8 protein-coding genes are annotated in these 12,293 nt (G+C 51.0%); 4 read left to right on the forward strand and 4 right to left on the reverse strand.

From position 1 onward, the window contains the following. Positions 1-28: 28 nt before the first annotated feature. Both IC229_RS00075 and IC229_RS00080 read right to left on the reverse strand, forming a co-directional pair. A complete protein-coding gene (locus IC229_RS00075) occupies positions 29-1,411 on the reverse strand; it encodes a neutral/alkaline non-lysosomal ceramidase N-terminal domain-containing protein (protein WP_190884880.1) in 1,383 nt (460 codons plus the stop codon). 48 nt (positions 1,412-1,459) lie between these two features. Further along, on the reverse strand, positions 1,460-1,867 hold the full coding sequence (locus IC229_RS00080) for a ribosomal maturation YjgA family protein (RefSeq protein ID WP_190884881.1): 408 nt from the start codon (positions 1,865-1,867) through the stop codon (positions 1,460-1,462). A gap of 323 nt (positions 1,868-2,190) precedes the next feature. On the opposite strand from IC229_RS00080, the gene IC229_RS00085 reads away from it, so the two are divergent. Beyond that, a complete protein-coding gene (locus IC229_RS00085) occupies positions 2,191-3,762 on the forward strand; it encodes an FG-GAP repeat domain-containing protein (RefSeq protein ID WP_190884882.1) in 1,572 nt (523 codons plus the stop codon). Positions 3,763-3,996: 234 nt separating this feature from the next. Here the strand turns inward: IC229_RS00085 and IC229_RS00090 are convergent, their stop codons facing one another. Continuing rightward, entirely contained in the window at positions 3,997-4,731 is a 735-nt protein-coding gene (locus IC229_RS00090) for a ferritin-like domain-containing protein (RefSeq protein WP_190884883.1), read from the reverse strand. Between the two features lie 23 nt (positions 4,732-4,754). Beyond that, entirely contained in the window at positions 4,755-5,468 is a 714-nt protein-coding gene (locus IC229_RS00095) for a ferritin-like domain-containing protein (RefSeq protein WP_190884884.1), read from the reverse strand. Between the two features lie 248 nt (positions 5,469-5,716). Between IC229_RS00095 and thrA the strand changes: the two genes are divergently transcribed. From thrA to IC229_RS00110, 3 genes are all read left to right on the forward strand, one after another. After that, entirely contained in the window at positions 5,717-8,188 is a 2,472-nt protein-coding gene (thrA, locus tag IC229_RS00100) for a bifunctional aspartate kinase/homoserine dehydrogenase I (protein WP_190884885.1), read from the forward strand. A gap of 587 nt (positions 8,189-8,775) precedes the next feature. Beyond that, positions 8,776-10,590 (forward strand): exosporium protein, encoded by a 1,815-nt coding sequence (locus IC229_RS35885; protein ID WP_317171494.1) that lies wholly within the window; start codon positions 8,776-8,778, stop codon positions 10,588-10,590. A gap of 106 nt (positions 10,591-10,696) precedes the next feature. Continuing rightward, positions 10,697-12,283 (forward strand): putative Ig domain-containing protein, encoded by a 1,587-nt coding sequence (locus tag IC229_RS00110; RefSeq protein WP_190884886.1) that lies wholly within the window; start codon positions 10,697-10,699, stop codon positions 12,281-12,283. Positions 12,284-12,293 lie beyond the last annotated feature (10 nt).

Raw genomic sequence — 12,293 nt, forward strand, 5'->3', positions numbered from 1 at the left:
CAACTTGCTCTTAAAAATTAAACCGATTCTATATTTTCTTCAGCAGTTCCATCATCATTTCCTCAAAATAAGCTCCGTTGTAAGGACCAAACCAGTTCATATCGCGGGTTTCGTAGGTTGGTCGGTCGTAATACGCGTCGGGTGTTACGTAACCAATATAGCCACCGTCGAAGCTGGTAATGAAGAGGTTGACGTTTTTCTGCCTGGCCAATGGCGCAAAATCAGTGACAAATTCTCCAGAATAATCGCAGGGTGTACCTAGTAATACGTTGTTGCCGATACGTAGCGCTTTCAGTTCGGAAGGGTAGTCGCCGTAGATGGCGTAGAATAGCCAGGGACGTACCCGCCAATTGCCAATCACGCGTGGGTGCGGCTCGCGTAGGCCAAGTGGCAGGGTGAGCATGGCTAACGTACTATCTGATTTTATTTGAATTTTAGGCACTGTCCGTTCGATACGTGCCGCCAGATCACCAGCATAATTTCGAATCTCCTGAAAGTCAGTCACCCCCCGCGATTCAGGGCCGGTACTGCCTACAGCTCCCGCCAGAAATACCGCGAAACTGGCCGATTTTTTCTCCAGCCGGTCGACCAGCGAACCGGGATAATCGCGGCTGAGGTAATCACCATTTCCCCCATCGAATAACGTAGCGTGCCCGGCAAAACTGCACAGCAGCGCTGATTCGCCGGAGGCTTTCTGCAACTTCAATAACCGAACGTTGCCATCGAGGGGGCGCGTTGGGCCTGATTTGCCGATTCGATTATAAATGTGGTCGGTGGCATCGATCTGGCCGTAGCCAATCTGTACGGGTGCTACGTTGGCCTGTGCTTTTCGGATGGCATCCAGCACGCCATCGGTAATGCGCGTAACGATTTTTTCGTCGTATCCGCCAGCAATCAATTGCCCCACCAGACCCGGCGCCCAGCCACCCACGCTGTTGTGCGAATGGATAGCACCGATGTACACGTTTTCCCAGCGCAAACCCACTTCAGGTAATCGCTTTTTTAGGGCTTCAGCAACGGTTGGAGGGGTAATGAGCAGATCTAAACCCACAACCGCTACGGGTTCATTACCGTTGTTCAGGACGATGGCCCGCGCAAAAATCGAATCGCTCACTACGTGCCAGTGCTTGCCGCGACGAACGCCGTAGCCTCCTGTAGGCGTCGTGTAGGGAGGAGTGATATTGGCTTTCGCCCAACCCGCCTGAATGCCTGTTTTGGCAGCCGGTGAAGCAGGCAATTGCACCAGTCGTTGCTTGGTCTGGACGTAGTACGGCATCTGCTGATAGGGCGTATCATCGACAGGGGCCAGACTGACTGCCAGAAAAAGCAGGATAAAAACAACCAGTCCGAGCAGGACTTTAAGTACTATGCTAAAAACCCTTTTTATACCCTTTCGTTGCTTGTTAGCCATTCGTAAAAGTAATTGTCATTTTTTGATGATATACCATTCTGCTTCACCTCAACCGGCTCGATAACGTACCGGAGTAAGATACGTATCAACCAATACACCAATACCGACGCCTGCACTGTAACAAAGCAGATCGCTCCAAAGGAAACCAAAACCCAGAATCAGTCCTCCCAAACGAGTCGCCCGCAGACTGTCGATCCAGGGCTCATGGTACAACTGACTGATCTCAATGCCAAACGAGAATCCCAGCGCGGCAACTGCAATAGCCTGGGTTGACCAATGGCGGAAGATAAAGGCAAGTCCAAAAAAAATCATCAACGCCCACAACGCATCGCCTACATACATTCTGATGAATGAAAAATCGCCCAGAAATCGTCTGGATGCCAGACCAGTCAGTGAGACACTGATCGTAAGACACCCGTAAACAACTCGGTTTCTGGCTACTGACGATTTGGACATCTTTGGGGTATTTGCTGGTATAACGTGAATAATGGATTAATAAGAAGTTTATCTAATTCATTTATAGTACGTGGCTGACGCTTGGGGCTTCGACAGGCTCAGCCTGACAGTCCAACTTGAGTTAACCAATTTAAGTAGACTGTCAGGCTGAGCCTGTCGAAGCCCCAAGCGTCAGCAATACGTTAATTGAGCTATTAGTCACGTTGGTATATTTTCCGAAATTCGGGCTTTGCGTAGTATTTTTCGCAGTAGTGACGTATTCCAATAGTCAACAAAGCATCTAAAGTTATACCTGGTAAAGGTAGCGCGAATTCGGTTTTTTTATGAGACAACTCATTCCATTCTGTATTGCATTGCTCCTGCTTAGTTCGTGTACCGCTAAGAAGGAGAATGAAAAAACTGCATTCGTCGACGTACCGGTTTCGGGGCTTTCTGGCAAACAACTCGCCCTTACTCACTGCAGCCGTTGTCATGCTTTTGTGAAACCCGAGCTATTGGCAAAATCGAATTGGCGTGATGTGCTTCCAGCGATGGGCCATCGAATGGGTATCTACAGCAGCGGATTCAGGCCTGATAGTTTGTTCGATACAGGCATAAGCGGTTCCATCGTGCGCGATGTCAACATTTTTCCGGAAAGGCCCGTTCTGGCAAAAGAAGACTGGCGTAAACTAGAGCAGTATTTTCTGGAGAATGCGCCAGATACCATCCTGCCTCCACTTCGCGGACACAAGATTCAGCTTGGTCTAAAGCATTTTACTTACAAAGAAGCCCCCTTTTCGCATCGCCCCTCCCTAACCACAATGGTCAAAATTCTTCCCGATAAGCGTGGAATTGTCTTTAGTGATGGAAAAAGCCGACGTAACATTCTTACGTTTCTAACCCTCGACCTTCGCGAGAATTACAGCCTGCCAGTGGCCTCAACCCCGACGCATTTTTACGAGAAAGCAAATGAAATATACCTAACAACGGCTGGCAAAGGCGTTTTCCCGACCGATGCGCCGAATGGTTCCCTGCTACGTTGGGAAAAGAACGTAGCAGGGCCAGGTTATAAAGAATTTACGGCTATTTCGGATTTACAGCGGCCCGTTTCGATGGCTTACGGCGATGTAAATAAAGATGGGCTGGAGGACGTAGTAGCCTGCGAATTTGGCAATCAGACCGGGAAACTGGCCTGGTACGAAAACAACGGCAAAGGCGGATACACCAAACGGATTTTGCGCGAGAAGCCTGGCGCTATTTCAGCCATTCTCAACGATGCCAATCGTGATGGGTTGCTGGATATTTACGTGCTCATGGGGCAGGGCGATGAAGGTGTTTTTCTGTACGAAAATCAAGGCGCGGGTAAGTTTAAGGAAAAGCGGTTGCTAACCTTTCTGCCACTCAATGGATCGCAATACATTGAGCTGGCTGATTTTAACAAAGACGGCTTTGAAGACATCATTTATGTTTGCGGAGACAACGCCGACAAAACGCCCATTCTGAAAACGTATCACGGCATTTATATTTTTCTGAATGACGGGAAATCCAACTTTAAGCAATCGTATTTCTACCAGTTGAACGGCGCGTATAAGGCGATGGTACGTGATTACGATCTGGACGGCGATCTGGATATAGCCGCTATTTCGTTTTTTCCGGACTATCTGCGTTACCCTGAAGAAAGCTTTATCTATCTGGAGAATAAAGGTCAGTTGAAATTCCGCGATTATTCATTTCCAGAAGCCTCAAAGGGTCGATGGATCGTTATGGATGCTGGCGACATGGATGCCGACGGCGATATTGATCTGGTGCTGGGATCGTTCGTGTATTTTATCCCGCAGGGCGATACGACCGGACTAGGTAAGCGATGGCTATCTGATGGGCCATCTATCGTTGTTCTGGAAAATATAACCCGGTAGAGGTAGCGGATTCTATTCTAGGCTAGCTTTTGCGTAAAATCCCACTCTACTTCACTCTACTTTCAGGGACAAGCCCAAAACGAGCGATTTTGTCATGCTGACGCAGGAAGCATGACAAAGAAGATTCAGAAATAGTATAATCACAAAATCAAAAAGGCACCGGAGAATGTCCCCGATGCCTTCGTCACCCTTACCGGTTTCCCGGTCTCCCTAATAAGACTTTCTAAACCAATGCTATAAAAATGGTTTGGCGATGGCCAATACCTGATCTTTGGTCAGAGGCTCGTCAAATGCTTCACGTAGTGCGTCGTCCGATTTACCCGTGTTCAGGTTTTTCAGATTGACGCCACCCTGCGTAAAAGTCGTTTGTGTTGTATCGGAAACCCAGCCTTTCATGCCCAGCATCCGACGAATTTCCGATGCGTGCCGGGCTTCGACCGAGTGAATTTGCAGGGCGGTCAACAGAATGGCTTTATCGTTAATCAATTCACCAGCCTGTCCTTTATAAGCCTGAACGCCAGTATCTTCCAGAGCGCGGGCAGTTGCCAGAAACGTCGCATAAGTTGTGAACGTACCGGCTGGAAATTTAAAAGTTGGTTTCGCTACGGCACCCGCGGCCAATGCTGCTTTCAGCAGGTTTACGTGAGCCGTTTCGTGTTTGCTGATCTGGCTTATCACCGTACGGTCGGCGGCTGGAATCAAATTCGCAGCGGCCAGCCCCATTTTGTAAAAATCGTCCTCGAGATACTCAAGTGTGAGGGCGAAATTTGCTACGTCGATAGCCTTCTGCGACGGCGTGGTCGACTGAGCCATTGCTTTGTTCAACGTAGCGGCCATAAAGGTCGGAATACCCGCTGCGGCCAGATTTGACCCAAACTTTAGCAGGCTTCGGCGCGAGTAAAAACTATAGCGCTCGCCTACTTCAGGATCAGCCTTTTCTATATCGGCAATTATTTTAAATAAATTCATGACGTTGTATCGATCAGATGAGGTTACTTAGGTAGGTTGGCACCACTGATGGGTGTGGTGACGAATTTTTGCGCGGTCGTTAGCACGGTAGCCGGAGGAGCAGCTACATCGAGGCCCGTAGCCGGAGCTACTACGTCGTCGCCAGCAAAATCGGCTGACTTTGGATTCAGTAAATCACGAATTGCAGCAGCGTGCCGCGCTTCCACCGAAACAATTTTACCGGCCAATGCCAGATAATTTACATCTTTCAGCAGTGGTCCAGCGCCGTTGTAGGCCGATACGCCCAAATCCTCGAATGCCTTGGCAGTACCTAATACGCTGGCCCGGTCGCCGAAGTTGACTCCCGTAAAATTGGGCGACAGGGCCGTAATAGCCGATGCACCCAGAGCTGCCTTGAAAAATTCGCGGTGAATAATTTCGTGGTCTCGAATATCGGTCAGCAACGTTTTTTCGGCATCTGTCATACCCGTGTAGGGCGTTGCAATAACCTGTGTATAGAATGCGGCTTCTAGCTGCTCCAGCGCATAGGCATAATTCAGTATCCCTACGTCATCCTTGCCCAGATCAACGGTTGATGAAACCGTGGTTGGATTTTCCTCATTTCCACAGGCAGATAGAATAACTCCACCTGCTGTAAATGCACCTGCATAACGCAGAAATAATCGGCGACCCACCCTAACCGGTTCTAGCTGACCTGGCAGCATCGTTAGGCCTGATGAATGCTGTTTCTTTTTCATGTGTATAACGTTATTGTGTCGGAAAGCATCGTCGGATAACCCGACGACTCGGTGTACCTACGAGCCTGTCAGGCGTTTGGATTTATCAACCCGTGGATTTTTGGCAAAAAAATCCCAAAAGATTTGCCCACGCTTACTTTACACCCTTGAAATTGTCGTCATCCGGGGCTTCCTGATTAACTTGCGCGAATGATTGGCAGTCTGTTTGCTAGAGATCAGACGAAACAGATATAATTTACTTCCTAGAAATGCAGGTTCTTAAGTTCGGCGGCACCTCGATTGGGTCCGTAGAAAGTATAAAACAGGTCATTCAAATCATTGACAATTATCGTCGCAACGACGAAGCGAAGAACGACGATCGGATTACAGTCGTATTCTCGGCAATGGGTGGGGTTACGAATCAGCTAATTGAAATCGGGCGGATGGCCATGTCTGGAGAAACCGATTATATGGAACTGGTTCGGCGGATTGAAGATCGGCATTTTAACGTAGTGAAATCCCTGATTCCGGTGAAGGAGCAGAGTAAGGTTTTCGCCCACGTTCGGGGAATTATCAACGAACTGGAAGACCTGCTACGTGGTGTATCGCTCATTCGGGAACTTTCGCCCCGCACCCATGATCTGATTACCAGTTTTGGCGAACGGCTTTCAACGACGGTTATTACCGAATGTATCAAAAGCCGGGGCATTCCGGCGCAATTCTGCGATGCCCGCCAACTCATCAAAACCGACGCACAGTTTGGTCATGCTGAAGTGAATTACCAGTTGACTAACCAACTGATAAAAGATCATTTCGATAAAAATACTGATTTGCAGCTGGTTACTGGTTTCATCGGCTCGACCGTGAAAAACGAAACCACTACGTTAGGTCGGGGGGGATCTGACTATACGGCTTCCATTATTGGGGCTGCACTGAATGCTACGTTCATCGATATCTGGACCGACGTAGACGGGATGATGACGGCCGACCCGCGCAAAGTACCCAATGCGTTCAACATTCCGACCATTACGTATGCCGAAGCTATGGAACTCAGCCACTTCGGAGCCAAAGTGATTTACCCGCCCAGCCTGCAACCGGCGTTTGCACGTAACATTCCGATACGTGTACTCAATACGTTCAATGCGTCGCACAAAGGTACGACCGTGAGCCGAACCGCCGAACGGAGGCAATATACGATCACCGGTATTTCGAGTATCGACGACATTGCACTGGTCAATGTGCAGGGGTCAGGAATGATCGGCGTAGCGGGCGTATCGGCCAAACTGTTCGGTGTTCTGGCAGCTCATAAAATTAGTGTTATTCTGATTTCGCAGGCATCATCGGAACACTCCATCTGTTTCGCAATAGACCCGCGTGGGGCCGAACACGTAAAGTCTATTCTCGATGCCGAATTTGCTGCCGAAATCGAACACGGACACATCGACAACATTATTATCGAGCGCGATCTGTCGGTGATTGCTACGGTAGGAGAGGGTATGAAAAAAAGCTCCGGTATCGCCGGGAAATTATTTTCTGTGCTGGGTAAAAACGGGGTCAATATTGTGGCCGTGGCGCAGGGATCGTCGGAAATCAACATTTCGGTGGTCATCAATAAAAATAACCTCTCGAAAGCGCTTAATGCCCTGCACAATATCTTTTTTCAATCTGAAGCTCGCGTACTGAACCTATTTCTTGTCGGTACGGGGCTGATTGGCAGAACATTACTGAAACAGATTTTCGATCAGTCGGAGTTTTTGCGGGAAGAGAAACTGCTGAAAGTTTGTGTGGTTGGCATGACCAACACCAAAAAAATGCTGCTCAATCCCAAAGGTATTTCGCTCAACGACTGGCGCGAACGGCTGCTGACCGAAGGTGTTACTACGTCGCTGCCCGCCTTTGTTGATAAAATCAAAGATTACAACCTGCCCAATTCGGTTTTTATCGACTGTACGTCCGATAAAGACATTGTGCAATTCTACGAGTCGCTGCTCGACGCGAATATTTCGGTTGTTACGCCGAACAAAGTAGCCAACTCCGGCCCTTACAGCGAATATCGGCGTCTGCAACGTACCGCCCTGAATCGTGGCGTTAAATTTCTCTACGAAACCAACGTAGGAGCGGGTTTACCCATTATCAACACGGTGCAAGGCTTATTGACTTCGGGCGATCGTTTTCTGAAGATTGAAGCGATTCTGTCTGGTACGTTGTCGTTCATTTTCAATACGTTCCGTCCCGGCAGTTCCTTTGCCGACGTAGTACGGGAAGCCAAAGAAAAAGGATATACCGAACCCGATCCCCGCGACGATTTGAGTGGTCAGGACGTAGCACGCAAGATTCTGATTCTGGCTCGTGAAGCCGGTTTCCCGCTCGAACCCGAAGACATAACGATTACCAATCTGTTACCTGATTCCTGTCTGGCAGCGCCCACGGTTCCCGCGTTTTTCGATGAATTAGAACGTAACAACGCCTATTTCGAAAAGCTGCTGACCGATGCCGAAGCCAACGGCGAAAAATTGCGATTCGTTGCCAGTTTTGAGAACAACAAAGCCTCTATTGGACTAAAAACGGTCGGCGTCGACCATCCGTTTTATCAGCTAACGGGCGCCGATAATATCGTTTCGTTTTCGACAGAACGCTACAAAGATCGGCCATTAGTTATAAAAGGCCCCGGTGCGGGCGCCGAAGTCACGGCATCGGGTGTCTTCGCCGACGTAGTGAGCATCGGGAGTTATCTGGCGTAACGTCTGCCTTTTTTTGTCATACTGACGCAGGAATTATCTTAACGTATCCAAACCTGAGAGTGAAGAAACGTTAAGATAATTCCTGCGTCAGCATGACAAAAAAACTCATTTTTTGCTCTCAACAATGTTCAAAGAGTCTACAAGAAAGGCTGTAACGTACTGATTAACATACCGAAAAATAAAAATGAGCGGGTATAGATAGCTTTATTTATAACTTGGTAATTCATAAGAAAACCATCCTCACTATGAATCCACATCGCTCAGTATCAGTAACAAATTGCCCTGGTTTTACCCCATTCTTCTCCAATACAATCCGCCTGCTCGCTCAACCACCGCAGGCCATTTTACCAATGCCTAAGCCGAATTGACCAGAGGTGCTTTTACGCGGCCTATGGGTTTTGGCACGCGCAACCTTCTTCTGGATTCTGGGTTGAGTACCGACAAAAACAGCTGACTGGCAGCTTCATTCAATGACGTAACGATCGTTACGTTACCTACTGCTTATATCAATCAACTAGTTTGTTTTTCAAGGTGATATCTCATCGCCTATTTAATCTATTCCCATTTCTGTTTAACCGATTTAATCTATGCAAAAACGATTTACATTCCTGGTGTTGGGTTGCCTGTTGGCCCTGACATCCTGGGCACAAAGCGGCTTACAGTTTATCAACTATCAAGGTGTGGCCCGCAATAGCACGGGCCAACCGCTGGTCTCCCAGAGCATTACGTTACAAATGAGCATCACCAGCGATGGGGCTGGCACTACGGCTCTCTACACCGAATCCCACACCCTAACCACCGACACTCGAGGGCAGTTCAGCCTGAAAATCGGGGGTGGTACGCCCTCGGTTGGTACATTCGCAGGCATCAGCTGGAACACGGGTGATCGTTATCTGAAAGCGGAATTAATGCAGGGCATGACGCCGGTCTTGTTGGCCATCACTCAGATGGTGGCCGTGCCGTATGCACTGTATGCGGAGAAATCTAATCAGCCGGGTCCCACCGGCCCGCAAGGTCCGGCAGGGCCGGTTGGTGCTACAGGTCCGGCCGGGCCTCAAGGTCCAGTTGGGCCTATGGGTTTAACTGGACCGACGGGTGCATCGGGCACAACGGGGGCAACTGGCCCCGCCGGACCGCAGGGGGCAACCGGCCCGATTGGTCCAGCCGGGCCACAAGGACCGGTGGGCGTAACTGGACCGACCGGTGCTTCGGGTGCCACAGGTGCCACGGGTCCGGCTGGTCCACAGGGGCCACAAGGTGCCATAGGACCGCAAGGACCAGTCGGAGCAACGGGTCCGACGGGTGCTTCAGGTACAGTTGGTGCCACTGGTCCAGCAGGCCCCCAAGGGCCCATCGGAGCAACTGGCCCGATTGGGCCAGCCGGACCGCAAGGGCCTGAGGGTCTAACCGGACCGACGGGTGCTTCTGGAGCCACCGGTGCCACGGGCCCGATTGGTCCAGCCGGGCCACAAGGCGTAGCTGGACCGGTGGGCGCCACGGGTCCAGTCGGCCCGCAAGGTCCTCAAGGTGATATCGGTCCTACGGGCGCAACCGGACCGATTGGTCCAGCCGGGCCACAAGGTCCAGTGGGTCTGACTGGACCGATGGGTGCTTCGGGAGCCACGGGTGAAACGGGACCGCAAGGTGCTACAGGACCAGCAGGACCAGTTGGCGCAACCGGGCCAATTGGTCCTGTTGGCGCTACTGGCCCACAAGGTCTGATTGGTGATCAGGGACCTGCTGGTATTCCAGGTCCTCCAGGCCCACAAGGTGATATTGGCCCAGCCGGTCCACAAGGGCAAGTTGGTGACCCTGGCCCTGCTGGAGTACCAGGCCCGCAAGGTGCAATGGGACCAATTGGCCCTATAGGCCCACAAGGCGCCACTGGGCCAATTGGTGCTCCTGGTCCTCAAGGCGCAACCGGACCTGCTGGCCCACAAGGGTTACAAGGACTAATCGGTCCACAAGGCCCTCCAGGTCCGGCGGGTGCGGGAACTACGGCGCTTCAGTTGGTGGCGACGACAGTGTCAAATCCGACAATACCTTCTAACACCACAGCAAACATCAGCTTTACCAGCTATACAGTAACACCAGGGGCAGGAACCTTTGATGGAACTGTTTTTACCACTTCATCCTCTGGAACCTATTCAATAACCATTGATTTACTTTACCAAACTCAACCGAATAACTTTTTCGCTCAAGGAATAATGGTTAATAATGTTTCTGTTGTTGATCGTTTCACAATAGCAAATGGAGGGGGAATAGCTCCCTCTTCTTCTACAACAGTATTGACGTTAAGTGCCGGCCAAACTGTGAGGATCTTAAACTATGGCACTAGTGCTGCTATTCAAGTGCCCAATGGACCTTTAATTAATCGGTATACAATAACCCGCCTTAATTAAGAAATAGCAACTACGTTGATTTTACCAAAACATGCTGGAAGCTATTTACTTTTTATGGCACCCATGAAGTTGTGTTTGAAAGGATGTTTACAAGAAATGAAAACACATGACAAAAAACTATATTCTACTCTGGCTAGTCATCCTGGCCGCAGTTGGCAGTAGCTCCACCCAACTCAAGGCTCAGTCGCCCATCGACCGCCGGGTGATTGGCTCCTCGGGTGGCAGCGCTACAGTCGGCTCAGGTGCCAATGCCATCGACATCAGCTTCACCGTGGGTGAGGTCAGTGTCGGCAGTTTCTCGGCCGTCAATGCCCAGCTCACCGCCGGGTTCCAACAGCCCGTCTTCGATAACACACTCACCACTATTACCTCACACCTGCCCAATCCGTCGGTGGTAGGTCAGGTGTATACTGTAGCCGTCAGCGTCTCCGCTCTCTCAGGGGGCAGCCCCACCCCCGAGGGCTACGTCACCCTGAGCGATGGCACAGGATCAAGCTGCACCGTTACGTTAGGTAGTGGAACCGGCAGTTGTCAACTCACATCCACCTCGCCGGGTGCCAAAACCCTAACGGCTACCTATGAAGGCAGTGCTACGTTCGCGGGCAGTTCGGCCACGGCTACCCAGCAGGTCAATCCGGCCAATACCGCTCCGATGGTGGCTACGGCTATCAGCTCGCAGACGGCTACGTTGGGAGCCAGCTACAGCTTCACCATCCCGGCCACTACGTTCACCGATGCTGAAACGCCCAACAGCCTCACCCTGGCGGTGAGTGGACTGCCCGCCGGTCTGAGTTTCGTCTCGCCCAGCACCATCACCGGTGTGCCGTCCACTACGTTGGGTTCACCCTTCAACGTGAGCGTGGTGGCGACCGATCCGGGTGGCTTATCAGCCGTCACTACGTTCAGTCTGAGTGTGGCGCCTGCTGGCTTTGCCATCACCAGTGCAACGATGCTGGACTGTAATCACATCTCCTATTACGCCCGTCGGATCAACTTCAACGTCAGCTACAGCGGCACTAACGGACAGCCCATCAGTCTCTCGGTGGTCAACGAGCTGCTGGCCACTACGTATACGGGTCCTTTCTCCTTGACGGTCTACACCGATAATCCAGTCATCACGATAACGGCTCGTCAGCAGGGCACGCCGGGTATGGCTAGTTTCAACTACAACTGGCAGGCGTATTGTGCCAATGGCTCACCGATGGTGCTCAATCCGGTTCCACCCCAGAGTGCTACGTTGGGAGCGGCTTTCAGCTACACCATCCCGGCCACTACGTTCACCGATGCCGAAACGCCCAACAGTCTGACGTTGAGTGTGAATGGTTTACCGTTGGGCTTGAGTTTCGTCTCGCCCAACACCATCACGGGGGTTCCCTCTACTACGTTAGGCACGCCTTACAACGTAACGGTGACGGCGGTGGACCCTGGTGGTCAATCGGTGTCGACGACGTTTCAGCTAAATGTGGTTAACCCGAACGGTTGTGTGAGCATGTACAGTGTGAAGGTGGGCGTCTGGAGCGACCCTACGGTATGGTCGTGTAATCGGGTTCCGTTGAGTACGGACGTAGTGACGGTGAACCATGCGGTGAGTCTACCGGCGAGTTATGAGGGATTTGCCCAGCGGTTGCTTTATAGTGCTGGCGGGCGATTGATCTTTGGTAGCGGAAGTAGGTTGCGGCTGAGCGGGAATTAGCGCTGGCTGC

Origin of the sequence: Spirosoma profusum, from assembly GCF_014699005.1 — a bacterium.
GTDB lineage: Bacteria > Bacteroidota > Bacteroidia > Cytophagales > Spirosomataceae > Spirosoma > Spirosoma profusum.